General features: G+C 57.2%; 20 protein-coding genes. 6 read left to right on the forward strand and 14 right to left on the reverse strand.

Annotated elements, in window-relative coordinates:
- Window positions 1–18 precede the first annotated feature (18 nt).
- Complete coding sequence (locus tag ACJO5Y_RS09935) at window positions 19–1038, reverse strand: alpha/beta hydrolase (protein WP_406986831.1); 1020 nt, start codon at window positions 1036–1038, stop codon at window positions 19–21.
- A gap of 136 nt (window positions 1039–1174) precedes the next feature.
- Between ACJO5Y_RS09935 and ACJO5Y_RS09940 the strand changes: the two genes are divergently transcribed.
- Window positions 1175–2068, forward strand: a complete 894-nt coding sequence (locus ACJO5Y_RS09940) for an alpha/beta hydrolase (protein ID WP_406986834.1) — start codon at window positions 1175–1177, stop codon at window positions 2066–2068.
- Here the strand turns inward: ACJO5Y_RS09940 and ACJO5Y_RS09945 are convergent.
- The 4 genes from ACJO5Y_RS09945 to ACJO5Y_RS09960 are packed head-to-tail and all read right to left on the reverse strand — an operon-like array spanning window position 2046 to window position 6070.
- Window positions 2046–2321, reverse strand: coding sequence for a GIY-YIG nuclease family protein (locus ACJO5Y_RS09945; protein ID WP_406986837.1), 276 nt, complete (start codon window positions 2319–2321; stop codon window positions 2046–2048). The genes ACJO5Y_RS09940 and ACJO5Y_RS09945 overlap by 23 nt on opposite strands.
- On the reverse strand, window positions 2318–3223 hold the full coding sequence (locus ACJO5Y_RS09950) for a DMT family transporter (RefSeq protein ID WP_406986840.1): 906 nt from the start codon (window positions 3221–3223) through the stop codon (window positions 2318–2320). The genes ACJO5Y_RS09945 and ACJO5Y_RS09950 overlap by 4 nt, the downstream gene beginning before the upstream one ends.
- Window positions 3220–4602 carry a sigma-54-dependent transcriptional regulator gene (locus ACJO5Y_RS09955; RefSeq protein ID WP_406986842.1) on the reverse strand — a complete coding sequence of 461 codons (1383 nt, stop codon included), beginning with the start codon at window positions 4600–4602 and terminating at the stop codon, window positions 3220–3222. The genes ACJO5Y_RS09950 and ACJO5Y_RS09955 overlap by 4 nt, the downstream gene beginning before the upstream one ends.
- Complete coding sequence (locus tag ACJO5Y_RS09960) at window positions 4595–6070, reverse strand: ATP-binding protein (protein ID WP_406986845.1); 1476 nt, start codon at window positions 6068–6070, stop codon at window positions 4595–4597. Before ACJO5Y_RS09960 ends, ACJO5Y_RS09955 begins: the two co-directional genes overlap by 8 nt.
- A 249-nt stretch (window positions 6071–6319) precedes the next feature.
- Here ACJO5Y_RS09960 and ACJO5Y_RS09965 point away from each other — a divergent pair, with 249 nt between their 5' ends.
- Both ACJO5Y_RS09965 and ACJO5Y_RS09970 read left to right on the forward strand, forming a co-directional pair.
- Complete coding sequence (locus ACJO5Y_RS09965; protein WP_406986848.1) at window positions 6320–6718, forward strand: DUF4168 domain-containing protein; 399 nt, start codon at window positions 6320–6322, stop codon at window positions 6716–6718.
- A gap of 149 nt (window positions 6719–6867) precedes the next feature.
- On the forward strand, window positions 6868–7971 hold the full coding sequence (locus ACJO5Y_RS09970; RefSeq protein WP_406986851.1) for a TRAP transporter substrate-binding protein: 1104 nt from the start codon (window positions 6868–6870) through the stop codon (window positions 7969–7971).
- Window positions 7972–7995: 24 nt separating this feature from the next.
- Here ACJO5Y_RS09970 and ACJO5Y_RS09975 read toward each other — a convergent pair whose 3' ends face one another.
- On the reverse strand, window positions 7996–8835 hold the full coding sequence (locus ACJO5Y_RS09975) for a 23S rRNA (adenine(2030)-N(6))-methyltransferase RlmJ (RefSeq protein ID WP_406986854.1): 840 nt from the start codon (window positions 8833–8835) through the stop codon (window positions 7996–7998).
- Between the two features lie 133 nt (window positions 8836–8968).
- Here ACJO5Y_RS09975 and ACJO5Y_RS09980 point away from each other — a divergent pair, with 133 nt between their 5' ends.
- On the forward strand, window positions 8969–10282 hold the full coding sequence (locus ACJO5Y_RS09980; protein ID WP_406986856.1) for an MFS transporter: 1314 nt from the start codon (window positions 8969–8971) through the stop codon (window positions 10280–10282).
- A 165-nt stretch (window positions 10283–10447) separates the two neighbouring features.
- Window positions 10448–10741 (forward strand): DUF6316 family protein, encoded by a 294-nt coding sequence (locus ACJO5Y_RS09985; protein WP_406986859.1) that lies wholly within the window; start codon window positions 10448–10450, stop codon window positions 10739–10741.
- Window positions 10742–11042: 301 nt separating this feature from the next.
- Here ACJO5Y_RS09985 and ACJO5Y_RS20840 read toward each other — a convergent pair whose 3' ends face one another.
- From ACJO5Y_RS20840 to ACJO5Y_RS10020, 7 genes are all read right to left on the reverse strand, one after another.
- A complete protein-coding gene (locus tag ACJO5Y_RS20840) occupies window positions 11043–12428 on the reverse strand; it encodes a thrombospondin type 3 repeat-containing protein (protein WP_504928333.1) in 1386 nt (461 codons plus the stop codon).
- 23 nt (window positions 12429–12451) lie between these two features.
- Complete coding sequence (locus ACJO5Y_RS09995; protein ID WP_406986862.1) at window positions 12452–13468, reverse strand: OmpA family protein; 1017 nt, start codon at window positions 13466–13468, stop codon at window positions 12452–12454.
- A 460-nt stretch (window positions 13469–13928) separates the two neighbouring features.
- Complete coding sequence (locus tag ACJO5Y_RS10000) at window positions 13929–14288, reverse strand: DUF4870 family protein (protein ID WP_406986864.1); 360 nt, start codon at window positions 14286–14288, stop codon at window positions 13929–13931.
- A gap of 68 nt (window positions 14289–14356) precedes the next feature.
- Window positions 14357–15997: a methyl-accepting chemotaxis protein gene (locus ACJO5Y_RS10005; protein WP_406986867.1), complete on the reverse strand. Its 1641-nt coding sequence runs from the start codon at window positions 15995–15997 to the stop codon at window positions 14357–14359.
- Window positions 15998–16216: 219 nt separating this feature from the next.
- On the reverse strand, window positions 16217–18247 hold the full coding sequence (locus tag ACJO5Y_RS10010; RefSeq protein WP_406986870.1) for a PhoX family protein: 2031 nt from the start codon (window positions 18245–18247) through the stop codon (window positions 16217–16219).
- Window positions 18248–18442: 195 nt separating this feature from the next.
- A complete protein-coding gene (locus ACJO5Y_RS10015; RefSeq protein WP_406986872.1) occupies window positions 18443–18691 on the reverse strand; it encodes a hypothetical protein in 249 nt (82 codons plus the stop codon).
- Window positions 18692–18820: 129 nt separating this feature from the next.
- Window positions 18821–19135 carry a hypothetical protein gene (locus ACJO5Y_RS10020; RefSeq protein WP_406986874.1) on the reverse strand — a complete coding sequence of 105 codons (315 nt, stop codon included), beginning with the start codon at window positions 19133–19135 and terminating at the stop codon, window positions 18821–18823.
- 198 nt (window positions 19136–19333) lie between these two features.
- On the opposite strand from ACJO5Y_RS10020, the gene ACJO5Y_RS10025 reads away from it, so the two are divergent.
- A complete protein-coding gene (locus tag ACJO5Y_RS10025; protein ID WP_406986879.1) occupies window positions 19334–20554 on the forward strand; it encodes an alkane 1-monooxygenase in 1221 nt (406 codons plus the stop codon).
- Window positions 20555–20725: 171 nt separating this feature from the next.
- Here ACJO5Y_RS10025 and ACJO5Y_RS10030 read toward each other — a convergent pair whose 3' ends face one another.
- Entirely contained in the window at window positions 20726–21505 is a 780-nt protein-coding gene (locus ACJO5Y_RS10030) for a crotonase/enoyl-CoA hydratase family protein (RefSeq protein WP_406986877.1), read from the reverse strand.
- Between the last annotated feature and the right edge of the window lie 66 nt (window positions 21506–21571).

The following is a 21571-nucleotide window of genomic DNA, read 5'->3' on the forward strand; positions in this document are numbered from 1 at the left end:
CTCCTGGCTTTTTTATCCCTAGCAGGCCTCTGACAGAGTACCCGCACGGTCGTTTGAGAAGGCATCAATAATAGTATTGAATACCGTCGATTGCAGATCCTGGGCTTCGTTCACCAAATGATGACGACCATCCGGGATACGAAGTTCCTCCACTGGAGAAAACTTATTACGAATAATCCGCAAATTATGCTGCCAATCGACAGTCAGGTCTTTTTCGCCCTGAACCACCGTAACCGGGAAATTCACCGGCCTGGCAGACTCAATGTGTGGCACCCAGCTCCTCAGAGCCGATACCCAGTCCACATGAACCGCCCGCGCCTGGAGCGGATCGTGCTCTTTCAGGAATTGCAGGAATCGCGTATTACCGCTGTTCTCCGCAAACACCCGCCGCCAACGGGTCAGGAACGGTTTTGCCAGGCTGTGCAGCACCTTTGCACCGAGCCACCCCACGGGCCTGATCAGAGGCGCCAGCAACACAACCTGACGAAAATCCGACGTTTGCTGGTTGTGCCGGCCGGACAACAGGTAGTCGATCAGAATGGCTCCGCCGGTGCTCTGCCCGACCGCATACCAAGGCTCCATCACCTTACCTTTAACATCGGCAATCACTTCCGACAGCACAGCCTGGTATTCCAGGAAACTGCCAATCGCCGCTGGGGTCCCGCTGGATAAACCGTGCCCGGGCTGATCATAGGCCAGCACATCGAACCCTGCCCCCAGGCAGCGGTCGATCAGCTGGCTATACAACCCGACATGGTCAAAATACCCATGAAGGATAAACACCGTCCCTTTGGACCGTCTGCTATCCGGCAACCGGAAATAATGCACCATAACCTGGTGCTGGCCAGCGCTCACGTAACCTTGATGGTAGCTGACCTCCGGATGCTCCACCCAGAGATCCAGGCCGTAAAAGCGGCAATAGGCCACCATCTCATCCCCCAGCTCCCGGGGGGCAGACGGGTCAAACGGCTCAAGCCTGTCCAGCAGTGAGCCGCGATTCCAGTCAGGAATTTCTATGGTATCTGTTTTCCAGTACACGTAGAGTTACACGCTTGTCATTTGAAATGAGTGAAGATGGCCCAGGCGACCCTTGTTCGTTTCAGCTTCCGTCACTAGGTTAGCACACCACCGTAACATCACGGACAGAACCTGTTTCTTTTCCATGGAGTCAGCCATGCTGCAAAACCTGCTTGAATCCGGCCTGAGGCAAACCATGCAACGCATGATTCGCCCCCTGCTACACCCGGCAGTGCCGATCCCTCTCCAACGCAAGGTCATTGCCCAGGCTTATCGCAGCTCCATACCGCCCAAGGGCTGTAAGTTCGACACGATCACCGTTAACGGCATCCAGGCGCTCAGAACCCGGCATGGCGCCTCCACGGAGGGGGTTATCCTGTACCTCCATGGCGGCGGTTATATCATCGGTTCCCCTGACACTCACCGGGGCATTACCGGCCACCTGGCCAGGGCCAGCGGCCAAACCATCATTGCCCCGGATTACCGGCTGGCACCGGAGCATCCGTTCCCGGCTGCCCTGGATGATGCCGAGGCAGTGTATGACGGTTTGTTAAAGGAAGGCCATGACCCGGCTTCCATCGCCATTGCCGGCGATTCCGCCGGAGGCGGCCTGACCATCGCCCTCGCCATGCGGCTCCGCGACAAGGGCAGCCCACTGCCAGCGTCACTGACGGTATTCTCACCCTGGGTCGACCTGACACACCAGCAGTTGTATTCACCGGAGTGCGAGCCAGTCCTGCAGCCGCGCTGGATTGAGAAGGCCGCCACGGTCTATTGTGGACAGCAGCCAAGAACCAACCCCCTGATTTCTCCCATACACGGTGATCTTGATGGCTTGCCGCCGTTGCTGATTCAGGTCGGAAGCGAGGAAATTCTCCTGAACGATGCCCGGCAATTATCAGAACTGGCGAGCAGGCAGAGTGTTGAAACCACCCTGGAAATCTATAACAGCCTCTGGCATGTGTTTCAGGTTCACGCCGGTCAACTGGAACGTGCAACCAACGCTCTGACGACTGCGGCGGCGCACATCAATCGCTACCGGGCAGGTTGATCTCGCCCCGCACCAGCGCCTCCTTGCGGGTACGGGGCCACTGCTTGAGATGCCACTCCAGTCGGGAGGCGACACTGCGATCCTCCGCCTCGGCGGTAAACACCAGCTCAAGCGGGCCCTTGCCCCGAAGGCTCCTCGCGCCTTTCGGCGCCCCGGCCTGATGCTCGGCGAAACGCCGCCCGACATCCGTGGTTATACCGGTATAAAGCGCTCCCCTGGCGGTCCTCACCATGTAAATGTACCAACGGCTCATCCGCTCTCCACCTGTGTCATGCGCTTTCTGACCTTGCGCTGCTGAACCCAGAGCCCGGCCACGATCAATACCAGTCCGACATAGGTGGAAGGCAGGATCACTTCGCCCAGGATCAGGGAGATGAACACCAGGGACAGGAAGGGGGAAATAAAGATCAGGTTGCTGACCCGCGATGTGTTCTCCGCCTTTTTCATGGCGTAGGACCACAACACAAAGGCAATGCCCATCTCGAACACCCCGACGTACACCGCTGCCACAACCGCCGTTCCCGGCACGATATCGTAGCCGTCGGTGAAGCCGCAGATCACCGCGATCACCGGCAGCCCACACAGGAAGTTGAGAAACAGCCCCACCACCGGGTCACGGGTATCACGGGTCGCAATAATCCAGTACGACGCCCAGATCACGGTACTGGCAATGGCCAGTCCGACGCCGAGTGGATCTGAGAAGGTCAGTGACAACACATCGCCGCGGGTGGCGATGACCACCACCCCGGCATAACAGATGAGGCCGGCAATAATATCCAGCCGGCGCAGTCGCTGGCCCAGAAAGGGCACCGACATGTAGGCCAACACCAGGGCCCAGGTGTAGTTCAGCGGCTGGGCTTCCTGGGCGGGTAAACGGTCAAAGGCGCCGAACAACACAAAATAGTAAAGGCACGGGTTGATCAGCCCCATGCCCATGGATTGCAGGTATTGCTTACGGCTCAGTGAAAACACCAGATGCCAGCGCTTCTGCACCAACAGGATAATGGCCATCACCACCACCGATGCGGAGCAGGCAATCACCAGCATCTGTACCGGAGACAACTCACGCAGGGACAACTTGAATGCGGTCGCCACAGTGGACCAGAGCAGTACCGTCGCCAGTCCGTACAACATTGCCTGTTTCTGGCTGGTCATTCTTTTTCCCCTGTGCCGGCATCCAGCCAGCGATAAAGAGTCCTTCGATTCACTCCCAGGATCTGGGCGGCCCGACGTTTGTTACCGCCCACGGCACGGATGACGTCGCTGACGTAATTCTGCTGGAGGGTTTCAAGGGTTGGCCAATCTGCCAGATTATCCCCATTGAGTCGAGCAGGCGCGGCAGGAGATTCAGCCTGGCGCTTGCGTATCCTGGCAGGCAGGTGTTCCGGCTGGATCACATCACCGTCGCAAAAGGTCACCGCACGTTCAATGGCGCTGCCGAGTTCCCTTACGTTGCCGGGAAACGGGTAGTCCATCAGGGTGCGGGATGTCACCTCGCTGAGGCGCATGAAACCGCGCCCATGACGGAGCGCCGCTTCCCGGAGAAAATGCATGGCCAGGATGTCGACGTCGTCCCCACGGTCCCGCAATGGCGGAACTACCAGCGCCAGGGTCTCCAGCCGGTAATACAGATCCTCACGGAACGAGCCTTCTTCAACCGCTTTCAGAAGGTCCACGTGGGTCGCGGCAATAATGCGCACATCCACCGTTTCTTCCTGATCAGCACCCACCGGCTTGATGGTCCCTTCCTGCAACACCCGTAACAGTTTTGCCTGCAATGCCAGAGGCATTTCCCCGATTTCGTCCAGCAACAGGGTGCCCCCGTCTGCTTCCGCAAACAGTCCTTTGCGGGCCTGCTTTGCCCCGGTAAAGGCACCCGCTTCGTGACCAAAGAATTCGCTCTCCATCAGTTCATGAGGGATACCGGCGCAGTTGACCGGCAGAAATGGCTTTGCCTGGCGTTCACTTTCCTGGTGAATGGCCCTGGCGACCAGTTCCTTGCCGGTGCCACTCTCGCCATTGATCAGCACCGCGGCATGACTGCGGGCGACCTGTCGGATTTCCGTACGCAGCCTCCTCATGGCCGCACTCTCGCCGACCAGGCCCAGGGAGGCATCGTCGCTGCTCCTGGATTTGTACCGGGCCAGCTCACTGGTGATTGCAGCCTGGGCCAGCAGGCGTCGGATTTTCAATCGCAGGTGATCAGTCGACAGCGGCTTGGTCAGGAAATCATCAGCACCGGCCTTGAGCGCATCCACCGCCTGATCCACCGTGCCGAAGGCAGTGATGATGATAAAGGGCACCGAATGACCTGCGGCCTGAAGCTCCCTGAGAATCGATAGCCCATCCTCATCAGGCAGACGCAGGTCGGAGACAATCAGATCCGGCTCGACTTCCAGAGCTTTCTGCTGCCCCTCACGGACAGTAGCTGCCACTTCAACCCGGTAGCCATCCAGTTCCAGTTCTTCCGCCAGCAACAAACGGAGGCTGGCGTCATCCTCAACCAGCAGGATGGCAGGATGTCTGTCATTCATATACAGGTACCCCCGGCCAGAACAGACTCATACGACAGCCACCCAGGGGACTTTCGCTAACTTCGGCGTAACCCCCATGCTCCTTGAGGACACTGCCCACCACTGCGAGCCCCAGGCCCGTACCCTCTCCCGCCGGACGGGTGCTGTAGAAGGGTTCGAAGACACGCTCCCGGACCTCTGGGGCAATCCCCTCGCCGTCATCATCAACGCGGACTTCCCATAAACCGTCGCCCTGCAACAGCGACACTTCAACACGACTGCTGCTGGCCTGGCAGGCATTGCGGACGACGTTGACACAGGCAAGCTCGAGGCGGGTCGGTTCAGCCTTGATCCCGGCCTGCTGATTCAGTCCATGGGTCACGATCGTTCTCGCAGAACATTTGGGATCATCAGAAATGCGATCCGTCACTTCACGCAGAACCGCCGCCAGATCCGTATTTCTTCGTGAATCCGGCACATGACGGAAACAATCCAGTAACTGCTGGATAATCAGCGTCATGCGTTCCACCTGGTGTTCAATGTCGTCCAGGTGTCGACCCTGCCCCTCCGGCAAGCCGGCACGGCGCAGTATATTTGCCCGACCCTGGATCACATTCAGGGGCGCCCCCAGCTCGTGGGCCACGCCGCCGGCAACACGACCGATCATGGCCACCTTTTCCTGGTACTCCAGTTGTTCCGCCAGCTCCCGCTCCCGGACGACCCGCTCACTGATCTCAGTTTCCGCAGCAGCCATCCGCTCGCCCATATCCTGAAGGCCCTCGTGAATCTGCCTGAGTTCACGGGGACCGCCCGGCAGCGCATCCACTCGCCAGTGACCCGGTGCCATGGAATACATGATTTCCAGCAACCGGCTGACATGACGACCCACCGCGCCGTAATGCCCGAGCACCACCACGAGAATGACGATAAGCGACAGCGACGACCAGATGGCTATCGCCCACATACGACTGGATGCGACCAGCTCATGAAAATCACTGCGCTTGCGAGTAATCTGCAACAGCCCCTGGATACGACCGTCCCCTGCCACCAGCGGGGTGAACTGGGAAAACACCGACTCGCCATCCACCCGGCGAAAGGCACCGCCCAGCTCACCACTGGCGATAACCTGCTCGGCACTTTCACTGCTGGCAACGTCACTGTCTGCCACACCGAGACTGGCGACCTGTTTGCCCTCCTCATCAAACACCGAGGCGCCGTACACCCGACCAATCCGGAAGATGGACTCCAGGGACTCTCCCATCACGATCTCATCCCCCTCCGACATTGCCTGGGAAAGGGGGCCGCTCACCGCCCGGGCCACAAGTTCGAGGTCTTCCCTCAACCGATCATTCAGGTTGCGTTCGACAGCACTCAAGCCCAGGTATATCGCCAGCCCGCTGAACACCATCAGCGGTACCACCAGACTCAATACCAGGGTCAGGCGCAGGGAACGAAACATTCTTCCTGCATTCAGGACAGGCCGTTGCATCAGGCGCACTCCGACAAAATGTCACACCTTTTTGCCACATGTGGCATTTGGCCACAACCGTTATTACATTAAGTTAACCCCCAATAAACCATAGGTCTTTGTTTTTAATGACTTTAATATCAATCAAAAACCTGGCACACACCTTGATTGCATAGTGGGTACGAACGCAAACGCACCGAAACAGTCTTGTTTCGAACCAATGGCTGCCTCCAATGAGTGGCGCCCAAATGCAGAGAAAGGAGTAACGCTATGAACAAACTTCTCACTTCACTGACCGTATCCATGGCCCTGCTTGCAGCCGGTCCCGCCCTGGCCCAGCAAAGCCAGCAGCAGGATCCGGCCCAGACCGGCCAGGATGGCTACAGCGATCCGGCAGCTGCGGGCTCCCAGGACACCAACTACAATGATGCCGAACTGAAGAAGTTCGTCGAAGCTCAAGGCGGCATCAACGATATCCGTGACGAGTACATGGAGAAAATCGAAAACGCAGATTCCCAGGAAAAAGCCCAGGAGCTGCAGATGGAAGCCAACGATGAAATGGTATCCGTCATCGAAGACTCTGGTCTGGATATCCCGACCTACAACGCGATTGCGACCGCGTATAACAGCGAGCCGAAGGTACGCAACCGCGTTGACGCTCTGATGTAATCGCGCCCCCTGCGATCAACGTCAGCTCAAAGCCCCGCCTAGCGGGGCTTTTTTTTGCTCCGGCATTGGGGCCAACCACGCCGACCGCGATCTTGTGGTACCTTGTGACAGGAAGTTTCGGACCAGAAAACGTCATTGGAGACATAGACATGCCATCATTTTGCCCCCGGCTTAGCCTGTTGCTCGTAACAGCCCTGACCGTTCTAATGGGCTGCTCCGACCCCCAACAGGACAACAAGCAAGAGGCGACAGGGGCTGACAATGGCGCTCCGGAATATCCTGTAACCTGGCGGTTTGCGCTGGAGGAAATTGAAGGCAGTGTTCAGCACCTCTACGCCAATGAACTCAAGGAGCGGATCGAAAGTATTTCCGATGGCAACATCGAACTGGACGTATTCCCCTATGGTTCCCTGGGCACCTCAGCACAGCTGACGGAACTGACCCAGGACGGCTCGGTTCACCTTGCCTTCGCTTCCCCCGGCCACCTGGCCGACACCATCCCGGAAGTGGGCGTGTTCACCCTGCATTATGTGTTGTCCGATCACAGCGAGGTCAATCGCAGGCTTCTGGCCAGCGACCAGTTGCTGACGCTGTTCAGCGAACCCTATGCCGAACGCAACATGAAACTGCTGGGATTTGTACCGGAGGGCTGGATGGTATGGACTGCCAACAAACCCCTGCGCAGCCCGGAAGATTTTGGCGGGCTCAAGATACGCACCATGACCTCCACAATCTCCGCCGAAACCTACAGGGCCTACGGCGCTGATCCTCACCCTACCCCTTACTCCCAGGTCTACAACGACCTTCAACTGCAGCGCATTGACGGTCAGGCCAATCCGGTATTCGCCATTGAAGAGATGGGGTTCTACGAGGTTCAAAGTACCATGACGTTTGCACGCCCGGCCCAGTTCATTGCCTCGGTGGTTTCCAATCGGGAATGGTACGAAGCCCTGCCCGATGATCAGCAGCAATGGCTGGATGACGCCCTCGCCGACGTTGCCCCGCTGATTTACCGTAAACAGGCGGAACTGAACGAATCCAGACTGCAACAGATTACCGAGGATCGTGACATCTCACTGGTAAGACTGAGCGAGGAAGAACGCGAGCACTTCCGCGAAGCCAGCCTCGGCGTCAGAGACACCTACATCGAAAAAGCGGGCGAACGTGGGGCAAAGATTCTCAACACCATGCTGGAATTGATTGCATCATGGGAGCAGGAACTGGGCGGATCAGACCCTGGCGACCGGGACTGATCCATACAACAGAAAAGACACGGCCTATTCCGGTAGCAGCCAGTCCATGGTGGCGGATACGTTCAGGCACTCCTCACCCGAGACCTCGGCCAGCATCGCCGCGAGGCGCTCATCAAAGCCCCAGGGCGGATTCACCACCAGCATGCCTGACCCGGTCATCCCCCTGCCCGGGGGATGCTTCAGATGGATCTCGCTACAGAGAACCCGGGTGACCGGACCGCTCACAACCGCCTGTTTGAGCGTCTGTTCCAGACCCGATGTCAGTATCGGATACCAGACAAGATAGACGCCGTGGCGGCATTTGCGCCAGGCCCGGGCAAGCGTATCCGCCACCGCGCCATAGTCCGACTTGACCTCATAGGAAGGATCGATCAGCACCAACAGGCGTGGTAACGGCGGCGGCAACTGGCGTAACAGGCCACTCAGGCCGTCCTCACGAAACACCCGGATTTTGTCGCGCCCCGCCCAGTCCGCCAGATGTTGACCTTCGGTCGGGTGAAGCTCGAAGGTCGTCAACGAGTCCTGAGGGCGCCGGAAACGCCGGAACCATTCCGGTGAGCCCGGGTATCGATCCAGCAATGATCCGGCCTGATTAATATCCGCCAGGACATCGAGCAGCGGCTGCCAGTCCTCTCCCGGGGAAGACTGACGCGCCGCCCATAATTTCCGGATACCCTGCTCCGCCTCTCCCGTTTTCTGTGAACGCTCGCTGTGCAAATCATACAGCGCGCTGCCGGCGTGGGTATCAAAACAGGCAATGCCAGCCGGTTTGGCCTGCAACATCCGCAAGGCCAATACCTGGGCGCCGTGTTTCTGGACATCGGCAAAGTTGCCGGCATGGAAACCGTGGAGATAGCTAAGCATGAAACATCCTGTGGCGGTCTGTCGTCGTATGATCGATTAGGCCCGAAGATCAAAACGGGAGCAAGCCGGCTGGGGCCCTTGCGCCAGCCCTGCTATCATTCCCAACGGATCCCGGTTTCCAGAGGAGGCGCTCTTGTCAGCCAAGTCCAGTCATGCAGCAGAACAACTCTACGCCCTGATCGCCAACGAGGAGGATGCCAGGGTCTGTAAGGACATTCCTGACGAGGCCTGCCGCGAGGTCCCCCGCAATTTCTTCCTGATACTGGCCAGTAACGTGCTGACCAAGCTCGGTGACTTGCTGATCAGCCCCAAAACCGTTCTTGCCTGGCTGCTCAGTTCGATAGGGGCCCCAGCCCTGGTCGCCTGGCTGGTCCCCATCCGGGAATCCGGTTCCATGGTGCCACAAATGGTCATTGCGGCCTGGGTACGGCGCAAACCCGTAAGAAAATGGTTCTGGACGCTGGGCAGCTTTGGCCAGGCCATCAGCGTCGTTGCCATGGCCGCCAGTATCTGGTTTTTCGAGGGGTACGCCGCCGGTGGTGGCTTGATCGCGGCGCTGGTGGCCTTTTCCCTGGCACGGGGGTTCTGCTCCGTCTCCATGAAGGATGTTCAGGGGAAATGCATTCCCAAAACCCGGCGCGGCCGCCTCTCCGGCCTTGCCACGACCATCGGCGGCTCAGCCACCGTCGTATTGACGGCGCTGCTGTTCTGGGATCGCGGTGACCCGGGAATTGCCTTCTATGCGCTTTTGCTTCTGCTCGCTGCCGGGCTCTGGGTCATTGCCGGGTTGCTGTTCGCAAACATTCAGGAGCACCAGGGGGAAACCGGCGGGGGCGGCAATGCCATGACGGAAGCCCTGAAGCGCCTGACACTGCTACGGGACGACGCTCCCTTCCGCCATTTTGTCATCACCCGCGCATTATTGCTGTGCTCCGCACTGGCCTCTCCCTATTTTGTGGTTCTGGCCCAGAAGGGTGCGGACAGCGACTGGCTGCTGGGCGTGTTCCTGCTGGCCAGCAGCCTGGCGAGTTCCGTAAGCGCCAGTTTCTGGGGCTGGATGGCGGATACCTCCAGCCGGCGGGTGATGATTCGCGGCGCAGCAATCGCCAGCTCAATTTGTCTGCTGGTTGGCGCTATTGCCTTGCTCGCCGGAGAGCGAGCCGGAAGCGTCTGGTTTTACCCGATTGCCTTTTTCATCCTGAGCATCGCCCATGCCGGCGTGCGCCTTGGCCGGAAAACCTATCTGGTCGACATGGCGGGAGGTAACAAGCGCACGGACTACACCGCTGTCAGCAACACCGTCATTGGCGTGCTGCTGCTTGTGACCGGTGGATTCACTGCTCTCATATCCATGATCTCAGACGTCGCGGTAATCCTGACACTGGGATTCATGGGGTTGGCGGGAGCTGTCAGCGCACTACGCCTGAAAGAAGTCACCGGCGATTGACCGACAACACTGTGATTTGCGTCACAATAATCAATGCATTTAAACGATCAATCTGTATTATTTAGCCAGCAGTGGTAGGTCTATACTCTGCGGGGGGAAGCCGGACAACATGGATGTGTTGTTTCGTGCAGTAGTTCTGAAGTAAATATCCATTGAGGATTGAACATGCGAGACCCGAAAATTCCTTCTAGCCACACCAATCGGCTGGTCCACACCGCATTCGGCTGGTACGCGCTCACACGCGAACAATCTGATCTGGGCCCATTCCACAGCAAGCAGGAAGCCTCTGAGGCCCTGAGCCGCCACATTCACGTCTATAAGGGTGTGAACACCCGTAACGACAGTGACGGCAAGCCACATTCCGGAATTTCACTCCACGACTCCGCACACTGCCATAAGTCCAACTGCGCCTTGTGTGCTGAAGCGTATATTCTGCGCCAGGGCATGATCGCTTCGTGACACCGAATCACTGCCGAATGGCTGAGGGCGAGCAGGAGATGCTTGTTCCTCGTCATCGGCGATACCGGGTGTTTATCGCGCTATTTTTCTTCTTCATTGGCCTGACTGCCGCACACTGGGTTGGCGGCCTCTGAGTTATTCCCCCAACCTCGCACGCATACCTACGCAATAATCTTGCGGGAGCCCGGCACCGAACTCTAACTGCCTGAAAGCAAAAAGCCCCGGAATACTCCGGGGCTTTTTGTACCTGAGGGCGGGTGCCCCTCAGGAAATCCGCACCCAGCTCTGGGCGCACCCAATATTATTGAATGATATCGACCGGGCTAGCGCACATCGCATGAACGTTCAGATCGCTCAACAGGTCCGCCAGACCACCATTTCGTATCTCAATTCCGTTAAAGGTCATGGAGGTCTGGAAAGTCACGAATGTGACCTCTGAGTCTCCAAGCTGCCCTGCCAGGTCAAGACCCAAACCTTCGAAATCAATATTAGATTCCTGAACCTGCCCATTCAGGTAGGTCGCAATTGTAATCCCGTTAAGGAGATCCAGACTGAGCAAGTTCTCTGGATCAGACACTGCAACACCTACGACGTTGTTGGCAGGAAAGAGTCTGGTATTGTCCTCTACTCTCGCTGCCACATAGCCAGCGACGTTCAGGTCAAGCACCAGCGTCGCAGCGTTGGTCAGGTTTTCATCCACCAGATTTCCTATATTGGCAGCCTCGCACAACAAACAGCCGCTGGAGGTATCGCTGGCAGAAGATTCGGGCGCAAGTAACGGAACAAACTGCTCGCCACTCACAGCACAGGCATAAGTTGAATCGTCCACCAGATCACAGGCATCACCTACTCCGTCTCCATCGGTATCAGCCTGATCCGAATTGACCGTCAGCGGGCAGTTATCAACACCATTCAGAATGCCATCGCCATCAACGTCTGTATCACAAGCATCCCCGGTACCATCACCATCAGTGTCCGTTTGTTCCGGATTGGATATCAATGGACAGTTATCACCAGTCACTACACCATCACCATCAGGATCGCTCAAATCATCACAGGCATCACCGATACCATCACCATCAGAGTCATCCTGACTAGCATTTGGCTCAAGCGGGCAGTTATCACCGCCTTCCGATGAAGGAATGGATGTGAATGTGCCATCAGCATTGTCGACTTTGTCATCCACACCATCACCATCAGCATCGGTGTCGCACGCATCACCTACACCATCACCATCACGATCGCCCTGACCAGGATTGGGCACCGTCGGGCAGTTATCTGCAGAGTTCTCTACAGTGTCACCATCTTGATCAGGATCACACGCATCTCCTGCGCCATCATTGTCGATATCGCTCTGATCCGGATTACTAACGGTGGGACAGTTGTCGATCGCATCGTCCACACCATCCCCATCCGAGTCGGCATCGGTATCGCATACATCCCCAATTCCATCATCATCCATATCGGCCTGGTCAGGGTTGCTGACAAAGGGGCAGTTGTCTTCCAGATCAACAACGCCATCGCCGTCAGCATCCTGTTCAGTAACGTCACCACCGACGTTACCACCACCAGCACCGCCATTAGATCCACCATCAGATCCACCACTACTATCTGACTTGCAGCCAGCCAAAGCCAGCAGCGCCATGACCAATAAAGCCATATACCAATTGAGTCGAGTTGTTCTCATTGTGTTACTCCTGTTACCCAAGCTCAGCGGGAAAGCACATTGAATTCAACGCGACGATTCCGCTCTCGCCCTTCTTCGGTATCGTTACTGCGAACCGGGTCTGATTCACCATATCCGGTGGCAATCATCTGGTCCGGGGAAACCCCCAGATCAATCAGATAGTTGCGAACCGATTCCGCCCTTTTCCGGGAGAGTTCACGGTTGTATTCTTCTGCACCCACGCTATCGGTGTGACCGGCCAGTTCCACTTCCAGATCAGGCTGGCCTTTCAGGGCATCGGCGGTGCGGACCAGCAGGTCCCGGGCATTGGCCGTCAGGCGATCGGAATTGAAATCAAAGGTGACGCCCAGCAGAACCACGGATTGCTCCTGGTCGGTCTTGACGCAACCCACCGAATCCACTTCCAGGCCTTCCAGCGTATTCGGACACTGATCCACGCCGTCGACTACGCCGTCTCTATCAGAGTCAGCAAAGTCCTTTTCGACCACCACTTCGCGCTCGACCACTGTGGTCTTCTCGACAATTTGCTTGCGAGTGGCACCAATCGGGACAGTGAGCCCCAGACTGAACTGAATGTCAGACTGACCATCGTCATAGGAGTCATAGAAATAACGGGCGTCACCGCGGATACGGAGCCCGGATTGCGTCAGCGGGGAAGTCAGCAGGCCAAGCCCGACATTGGCAAAGCCGCCAAACTCGCTTGAGGAATTGTCGGCAACATCGTTACGGGAGACACCACCGCCAATCAGGCCATAGGGGGTAAACTCACTGTCGCCGAAGAAACGATAGCTGATATCTGCGCCCAGGCCCTGCTGGTAGTAATCCGTGACTCCAGATTCGCCGGTTTCAATCACACCCGCAAAGCCTTGAGGCTCAAACCACCAATGTTTGTCCAGGCGCACACCGTAGATTGCCCTCACCGCTGAACCATACTCGTCGGTCCGGTCACTGTCCGGCTCAATGTAGACCCCCATGATCGACAACTCACGGGTATGCTGAACACTGTCAGCGGCCTTTGATATTTCCGGGACCAGCGTCACAAATAAACTAGCAGCCAGCAGAGCAGGTATTTGTATTGGCTTCCTCATTCCACGTGTTCTCCCTTTCCTGTAACGATGATGGCTAACATGTGACGAAATCACACACATTAACCATAGATAGTATAGGTCAAGGATTTGTCATAATTGGTCGGAGCGCCGTTACACGATGTCACAAAAGTCATGATACTTTTGAGTGACAACTTAAGGATGACATGGAAATCAAAAGAATGATTAGAAGTAAGAGGGGGGATGACCACTACAGCCATTTGATTGTTAATAACTTTTTACTTTATCTATAGAGCAAGAAAGGGGGAGTGTTAACTGCAGAAAACCGAACCGTCAACAAGCCGTTCAAAGAAAGCGAATTTTAGCGACCATTTTCTGTCACAAAAAAATATAAAAAATATGAAATTCATGATTAATCAAGGGCACAGATCACAGTACCGTTGTCTTCAGTAACCTAGGGTGCCTTCCCATCATTCAATGCCAACGCCCCTTTTACGATCCGGTAAATAAACCAGATGGCGATGCCGAGCAGAAAAAACCAGCCAATAATCAGGGGAGCCGTCAACGTACCAATAACCAACCACAACAGCCCGATCCAGAAGGTGCGGATCTGCCATCGAAAATGCGGCTCGATCCAGGTGCCCGTTACGTCATCCATCTTGACGTAATTAATGATCACCCCAACCAGCGGCGTTATACCGGCAAAAAAGAACAGACCCTGGAGTATGTAAACGACAACTGCCAGGTTGCGGGCAGAGTCGGATCGGCGGGCATCGGGATCGGAATCAGCGGGGATGAATTCTGGTTCGGTCACGGGGTACTCCAGTCAATACAATGGCTGAAGTCTACCACAAGGCGCCTGACACCGAAGGAATCGCCACCTCAGTGATTGTCCGGACGGTACCCGACCCGGAAACCGCCCCAATGGCGACCATTCACATAGACCGGCACCGACAGGTCATGCATGATTTCGCCGGTATCCCGCCGATAGGTCTGCAGCAACATGTCTTCGGTGTGATTACCGCACCGCGCGCCGGTACGGTCATTGAACAACCGCTTGCTGCGACTTTTCACCAGATCAACGTCCGGGTCGCCGGTCGGGGCATGGGCGAAATTCCGGTTATGGGTTGGCACATAACCGTCCGGCGCGGTGGCAATGGCAAACACCACGGCGTCGTGCGAATCCTTGACGGGCTCCTGTGCTGATGGCAGATGCTGATCGGTAAACTGGTCAAAGGGGCTGGAATATTTCTGTGGCCGGGTATTGGGAATCGGGTTGCGGGTTTTGTCGAACAACGCCCCCTCCGTGACTTTGCCGTCGCGGATAGCCTGCTCGAACAGCTGCCCGATGCGATCTGCCCCTTCTCTTGCCTGCTGGTAAAAGAAGCGGTGATAACTGGCATCACTGTTGAGGGCAAACGCCGCGTTTGCCTTTTCCGCCAGCTCCATCAGCGTGGCGGCTTGCTCCGCCAGTGACTCCACGCTGGTGTCGCTTTCGGAAATCTGGTCACGCACCGTGCCGATAGCAGCGAACACCCGCTCCAGGCTCTGTTCGTTGTTCTGATCACTCTCGGCGATGCGGGCAACCTGTTGCTGCAGGTGATCCGACTGGTCGCGGATCTGATCCAGTTGCTCTCCCACGCTCTCAACGGACGTCAGCCCTGCTTCCACGCTGCGGGCCAGATCCTCGATACGGGACACAATCAATGTGGTGTCTGTGCGAATTTCCTGCAGTGTCTCCGCAACTTCACCTGTTGCCTGCGCCGTCCGACCGGCCAATTGCCGCACTTCATCGGCAACGACTGCAAACCCCCGCCCCTGATCCCCTGCCCGGGCTGCCTCAATTGCGGCATTCAATGCCAGCAGGTTGGTCTGTTCGGCGATGCCCTGAATGGTGGTGGTTACCCCCTGAATCCTGTTGGATTTTTCATTCAGGTCCTGAATCAGCCGGAGGTTCTCAGCCGATTGCTGATGAACCACCCTGACGCTTTCGATCGCACCAGTCAGTGACTGACGGCCTTCGGCACTGATCTGGCTCGCCTGCTGCGCCATGGTGGCGGCATCGGTCGCCTGGCGGGATGACTCCCGCACCGTTTCAGTGATTTGCCCGGTGTAATCCGCCATTTGCGCCGTCTCTTCCACCTGACGGTCCAGGCGAAGCTTGAGCTGGTCTGCGGCGTATGAAACCTGGGCGGCGGAAATGGCATTCTTGTCTGCGCTGCCCGAGAGGGTTTCCACCAGCGCACGACCGGCCCTGGCATCAGACACCAATTGACCACACTGATCCGCGATGGGGTTGCCCGCGGACAACTGACCGGCATTCAGTTCCTTCAGCCCCCGCTCGACAGGCTCCAGCACGCGAAGCACCAGATAGCCGGCAGCAACCGCCAGGCCAACGAGAGTTCCGACAAGCAATGAGATGGCATCCAGGCCAGTCACGGGCGCCGCCAGCACGCCCATGATTGCAACAACAACCGCAAGTATCGCCCCTTTCCAAACCACTGGCCGCGAAAGTAGTCCCATACCAACCTCGATGATGTTATTACCGCTTTAGAATTGTTATTGAAGGTCATTCCGAAGCTTACTGAATTGGATTGAATTGTGATCTCATACTTTAGTGCATTCTGTTCTTGTTTAACGGTCGCGATTTCCGGAGCTGAAGAGGGACAACAAAAAAAGAACGGGCCGCCCTGCTCCGGGCGGCCCGTTCTGACTGACTTTCAGGTTTTGCGACTGCGTGGTTCAGGCGCCAACCACCCCGCCATCGTCCCGGGTCACAATGACGGTTGCGTCCCGGGGGCGCGGCTCATCCGCGTTGGGCCAGTTGCCCTGGGGGTGCTGGATGTTGACAAACATGGTCTTGCCATCCGGTGTGGTAACAACCCCGGTCACTTCGCAGTTTACGGGACCCACGAAGAACCGACGAATATCCCGGGTCTGCGGATCGGCGGCCAACATCATGTTGTTGAGGTATGGCTCACTCCAGCTTCCGTCTGTCTGAATCCACAGCCGGCCGTTGTAGTCGAACCACAGGCCGTCCGGGCTGTTGAAGATGTTGGTGTCATCCAGGGTCACAACAGCTTCACCATCAACGACCGTTTCCGTGCCCTGCTCACCGGCAAATACGAAAATATCCCACTCAAAGGCCGTTGCGGCGTGATCGTTTCCGGCCTCCAGCCAGCGGATGATGTGACCGGTACTGTTCTCGACCACCGGGTTGGCGGCGTTGACGTCATCATACCCATCCTTGCCCCGGTTGCTGTTGTTGGTCAGCGTGAAGTAGACCTCACCGGTTCCCGGATCCACGGCACCCCATTCCGGGCGGTCCATCGTGGTTGCACCGGCAATGTCCGCCGCCAGGCGGGTATTGAGCAAAACGTCCTGCTGGCTATCAAAACCATCGAAAGCAATATCACCCACGTTGGTGCCCACCGCAGCAGCCACTTTCGCTGCGAAATCCTCATCGTCCAGTGACAGGGGCAGCCAGTCCCCGGAACCGTCTTCGTTGAAACGCGCTACGTAGAGCGTGCCCTCGTCCAGGAGATAACCACCGGCGGTTGCCGCGTAGTAGGGTTGCGCGGAAACAAACTTGTAGATGTATTCGAAACGGGAGTCATCACCGGAATAACACACCACCGGCTCCCCTTCCCTGGCGGGGGCGAAAATGACGCCCTCATGGCCAAAACGTCCCAGTGCTGTCCGCTTTTGTGGTTTGCTTTCCGGCGTGAACGGATCAATCTCCACCATGAACCCGTAAGTGTTGGCTTCATTGCGGTAGTCGAGATCGGCAGAAGCCTCTTTGGTCGACACATCAAACCGCAGATACTGGTCCTCTGCGCTGTCAGCCAGTTCCCAGTCGTACCGTGATGACGATCCCACACCATGACGAACCTGCTCACGCGGTTGGCTTGCATCACTGCTGGCAAAATAACCGTGCCAGTTTTCTTCCGCTGCCAGGTAGGTGCCCCAGGGTGTTGGCCCCATGGAGCAGTTGTTCAATGTGCCCCGGGTCTCGGTTCCCGTGGGACTGTATTTGGTGAAGAGCTTCTCATAACCACGCAGTGGTCCACGGATATCCATCGGAGTGCCACCGGTAACCCGGCGGTTGAAGGGACTGCCATGGACGACTTCCCACTCGCCATCCGTGGATTGCTTGATATGGATAACGGAGACGCCGTGGGCGGCAACCTCTTTGCGAACCTCGTCTGCCGGCCGGGTGCCGTCACCATTTGTGGTGGCGCCTGACGGGTGCAAGGCAGACTGATTGATGTACTCATGGTTCATCACCAGCAAGCCTTCCGTGGAGCTGTTGCCCCCGGCTTTCTGATCAATCGGGAAGAAGTGAATGCCATCGTGGTGCATGCCCACCTGGTTTTCCTGGTCGGCCCCGGTGTTGGTTCCATCCGGGAGGTAAGCCGGGTAGCTCCCGGTCAACGGAGTTCCCCACGGCACAAAGGCTGTTGCGGTGTAGCCCTCGGGTACCACCACCCGGTTCTGATCGGAAACGGCCACCGCCTTGAAGCCAAGCTCTGTTGTACCCTCGGCGCCGCCGGGATCCCCACCCAGGTTGTCATCGTCGTTGTCGTCATCGGAACAGCCAACCAGCCCCATCCCCATCAGACTGGTCAGTGCAGCGCCTACCGTGCCCTTCATCAGGGTGCGACGCTCCATTCGCGATGCCAACACTGATGCAAACGCCGTGTTGCCGGAGTGATTGACCACCGGCTCGTAATTCGGATCCAGATAGTTGGGGTCAAGGTCTTGCTTGGCCATGAATGCCTCTCCAATCAGGTTATTAGGTATGTAACGATCAGAGGACAGTGTCGGGCCATTAAATGACAGGCTGTGGACAATAAGAAGTCAGTATCTTTACCGTTTTTTGACACCCGGTTCCAGGCATCCATTCACGAAAAAGCCCGCTCCATTGTCATGGAGCGGGCTTCTCTCTCAGCTGTGGTCAGCCGCTACTTACTTTTCGTCTTCAGTAACTTCATCGTAGCCTTCTTCCATGGAGTCGCCAGCGTCGTCGGCTGCCTCGCCCATTTCATCAGCCGTGTCTTCTGCACCTTCCTCAATTGAATCACCGGCATCGTCCATCATCTCACCGGCGTTGTCGGCGGCCTCTTCAAAATCGGCACCCTCGTCGTCTTCCTGACTGCAAGCCGCAAGACCCAGCGTCATAATCAGAGCCAATGCACTCAAAGTTAGCTTGTTCATACCATGTCCTTTCGTTGGCGAATGTATACAACGGAGACGAGTGTAGGGCCGCCGCTGCATGGGAGGCAATTACCGGGGGATTACTCTTTTGTTAGCTCAGACAGCCAGTTAGCCAGACTTGAGGGAATATCAGCCAATTCCGCTGGATATTTCCACGCCATCCACCATGACCACATGATCCAGCCGAAGCATCTGCCCCCTGCCGATCAGTACGAATTCCCGACCCGCCCGGCTGAACAGGTCACGGATAACATCGTGGACAATCTGGACCTGACCAGCATCGTCCCGGTAGACGATTTCCAGAAGCCGCGCGGACGAAAGATGCTCCCGCAGGAACTGGTGGACAGACCAGTGGACCGATGGCGATGCGCTGGAGAGGTTTCCCGAGGCCATGGTTGACGCTTCCCTGTGAGTCGTGACCGTTGCCTTGTCAGTGTGGTCCATAAACCATTGCTTTGCCAATTTCACGATGACCTGATTCTGACCCTTTGTGATAAAGATTACTGTTGCATTGACAGATTGTCCGACATAAAGTGAGTTCACATCCTGATGACTGGAGCCCCGACAATGAATACAAAAACCCGTGACAAACTGGATAACCAGACAGCTGATGCAACCGTCAATCTCAGTGCCAATGAGGAAATGCCCTCCTCCAACAAGGCAGGTCAGGACTGGAAGGACCCCAAACGCTACCTCTGGCTGATGGGGCCGGCATTGCCGGGGATCGGTCTGGCTGCCCTGGCGGGGTATGCCATCGCACCGAAAAAACTCCGCGCCCTGGCCTGGACCGGCCCGGCGCTGGTTCACGGCATCATTCCCGCGCTGGACCGCGCCGTAGGCGAGGACAAGAGCAACCCGCCGGAGTCAGCAGTCAAGATTCTGGAGCAGGACAAGTACTACGACCGGATCGTGAAGGCGTTTATTCCAACCCAGTACGCCATGACGTTCATGGGCGCCTGGCTGGCAAGCCGCAAGAAAACCCCGCTGGCGGATCGGATTGGCATTACCCTGACGGTCGGTGCCGTTAACGGTATCGGCATTAACACGGCCCATGAGCTGGGGCACAAGTCCAATAAACTGAACAAGCTGATGGCCATGGCAGCACTGGCGCCAACGGGTTACACCCACTTTGTGGTGGAGCACAACTTCGGCCACCACAAACGCGTGGCAACACCCGAGGACCCGGCCAGCAGCCGTATGGGCGAGAGTTTCTGGAAGTTCCTGCCACGCACGGTGGTGGGCGGTATCAAGTCTGCCGTGAAGATCGAGAAGGCGCGCCTGGCACGCAAGGGCAAGGGCTTCTGGAGTCTGGACAATGAGTTGCTGCAAGGTTGGGCAATGAGTGCCGGGCTCTTCGGTGCCACTACTCTGGTATGCGGGCCTCGCGCCATTCCGTTCCTGGCAGCACAGGCAGCCTATGGCGCCAGTTTGCTGGAGACGGTGAACTATGTGGAGCACTACGGCCTGCTGCGTCAGAAAGATGCCAAGGGCAAGTACGAACGCACCCAACCGTCCCACAGCTGGAACAGCAATCACATTGTGACCAACCTGTTCCTGTATCAGCTACAGCGTCATTCGGATCACCATGCGCATCCGAGCCGCAGCTTCCAGGCATTGCGTCACTTTGAGGATGCGCCACAATTGCCGGGCGGTTATGCGTCCATGCTGGTGCCAGCCTATTTGCCATCCCAGTGGTACGAGATGATGGATAAGCGGGTGATTGAGCACTACGAGGGGGATCTGGACAAAATCAACTGGGATCCTGACCGCAAGGCGGAGCTGATGGCCAAGTATGCCGATTATGCCGCTGAGGTGGCTGCCAAGGCCCGGAAAAAGTCTTCTGCTTCAGAGGAGGCCGCCTAGAAATCCAGCCTTGGTGTATGCGGCCATCAGGGAACGTCTTTCCGAAACACGCCCGCAAGTACGTCCATGTAGGGCTCGGCTGTGGCCATCCCTGGCCACAGACGGTTTCGGAAAGACGTTCCCTGCTGTCCGCTCGGACTTGGTTGCTGGCCACCCGCTCAGAGTCCGGAGCTATTTCCCTTTAAAAACTGCCTCCCTTCTTTCCAGAAACGACTGAATTCCCTCCTGCACATCCTCACTGGCCATGACAGGCTGCAGATCCGGGAACAACCGCTGCTTGGCGACTTCCTGCCCTTCGCTAACCGCGATCTTTGATGAATTCAGGCTGCCCTGAACACCCAGCGGCGCGGCTTTTGATATTTTCTCAGCAATGTCCATGGCCACATTGAACTGCTCGCCCGGCTCCACCAACTCCTGGATCAGCCCCCACTGGAAAGCCTGCTCGGCGGTCCACTCGTCACCGGTCAGCAGGTAACGCTGGGCATTGCCCCAGCCGATTTCCCGCTGCAGGCGAATGGTCGCGCCACCACAGGCAAAGATGCCGCGTTTGACTTCCAGTTGGGCAAAGCGGGTGCCTTTGGCAGCAACGCGGATGTCGGTGTTGAGCATCATTTCGACACCACAGGTGAAACAGATGCCCTGGGCGGCGAAAACAACCGGTTTGGTGAGGCCTTCGCCGGTGACGTGAAAGGGGTCGAGTTCGCCCTCCCCCGGTTCAATGCCCGTGCCGTCGGCAAACACGCCCGCCCAGTCGTCCAGTTGCAGGCCGCTGGTGAAGTGGTCGCCTTCGGCGTACATCAGACCGACTCTCAGTTCCGGGTCGTTTTGCAACTGGTGATAGGCAGCCGCGATTTCGTGGTACATCGCCCGGTTCATGGCGTTCATTTTTTCCGGGCGGTTCAGACCGATTAACAGGATGTGGCCCCGTTTTTCCACGTGTACCAGTGACATTTGATGTGCCCTCAACTTTGGAAACCTAGCCTGCTTGCTGCGGGGTGGCACGGTCAACGGGGTGGT

Origin of the sequence: Marinobacter alkalisoli, assembly GCF_045449855.1 — a bacterium.
Taxonomy (GTDB): Bacteria; Pseudomonadota; Gammaproteobacteria; order Pseudomonadales; family Oleiphilaceae; genus Marinobacter.

What these genes read in the sequence shown, in the direction of transcription:
- ACJO5Y_RS09940 (WP_406986834.1), top strand. Translation starts at nt 1,175, where the DNA reads ATGCTGCAAAACCTGCTTGAATCCGGCCTGAGGCAAACCATGCAACGC.
- ACJO5Y_RS09945 (WP_406986837.1), bottom strand. Translation starts at nt 2,321, where the DNA reads ATGAGCCGTTGGTACATTTACATGGTGAGGACCGCCAGGGGAGCGCTT.
- ACJO5Y_RS09950 (WP_406986840.1), bottom strand. Translation starts at nt 3,223, where the DNA reads ATGACCAGCCAGAAACAGGCAATGTTGTACGGACTGGCGACGGTACTG.
- ACJO5Y_RS09955 (WP_406986842.1), bottom strand. Translation starts at nt 4,602, where the DNA reads ATGAATGACAGACATCCTGCCATCCTGCTGGTTGAGGATGACGCCAGC.
- ACJO5Y_RS09960 (WP_406986845.1), bottom strand. Translation starts at nt 6,070, where the DNA reads ATGCAACGGCCTGTCCTGAATGCAGGAAGAATGTTTCGTTCCCTGCGC.
- ACJO5Y_RS09965 (WP_406986848.1), top strand. Translation starts at nt 6,320, where the DNA reads ATGAACAAACTTCTCACTTCACTGACCGTATCCATGGCCCTGCTTGCA.
- ACJO5Y_RS09970 (WP_406986851.1), top strand. Translation starts at nt 6,868, where the DNA reads ATGCCATCATTTTGCCCCCGGCTTAGCCTGTTGCTCGTAACAGCCCTG.
- ACJO5Y_RS09975 (WP_406986854.1), bottom strand. Translation starts at nt 8,835, where the DNA reads ATGCTTAGCTATCTCCACGGTTTCCATGCCGGCAACTTTGCCGATGTC.
- ACJO5Y_RS09985 (WP_406986859.1), top strand. Translation starts at nt 10,448, where the DNA reads ATGCGAGACCCGAAAATTCCTTCTAGCCACACCAATCGGCTGGTCCAC.
- ACJO5Y_RS20840 (WP_504928333.1), bottom strand. Translation starts at nt 12,428, where the DNA reads ATGAGAACAACTCGACTCAATTGGTATATGGCTTTATTGGTCATGGCG.
- ACJO5Y_RS10005 (WP_406986867.1), bottom strand. Translation starts at nt 15,997, where the DNA reads ATGGGACTACTTTCGCGGCCAGTGGTTTGGAAAGGGGCGATACTTGCG.
- ACJO5Y_RS10010 (WP_406986870.1), bottom strand. Translation starts at nt 18,247, where the DNA reads ATGGCCAAGCAAGACCTTGACCCCAACTATCTGGATCCGAATTACGAG.
- ACJO5Y_RS10015 (WP_406986872.1), bottom strand. Translation starts at nt 18,691, where the DNA reads ATGAACAAGCTAACTTTGAGTGCATTGGCTCTGATTATGACGCTGGGT.
- ACJO5Y_RS10020 (WP_406986874.1), bottom strand. Translation starts at nt 19,135, where the DNA reads ATGGACCACACTGACAAGGCAACGGTCACGACTCACAGGGAAGCGTCA.
- ACJO5Y_RS10025 (WP_406986879.1), top strand. Translation starts at nt 19,334, where the DNA reads ATGCCCTCCTCCAACAAGGCAGGTCAGGACTGGAAGGACCCCAAACGC.
- ACJO5Y_RS10030 (WP_406986877.1), bottom strand. Translation starts at nt 21,505, where the DNA reads ATGTCACTGGTACACGTGGAAAAACGGGGCCACATCCTGTTAATCGGT.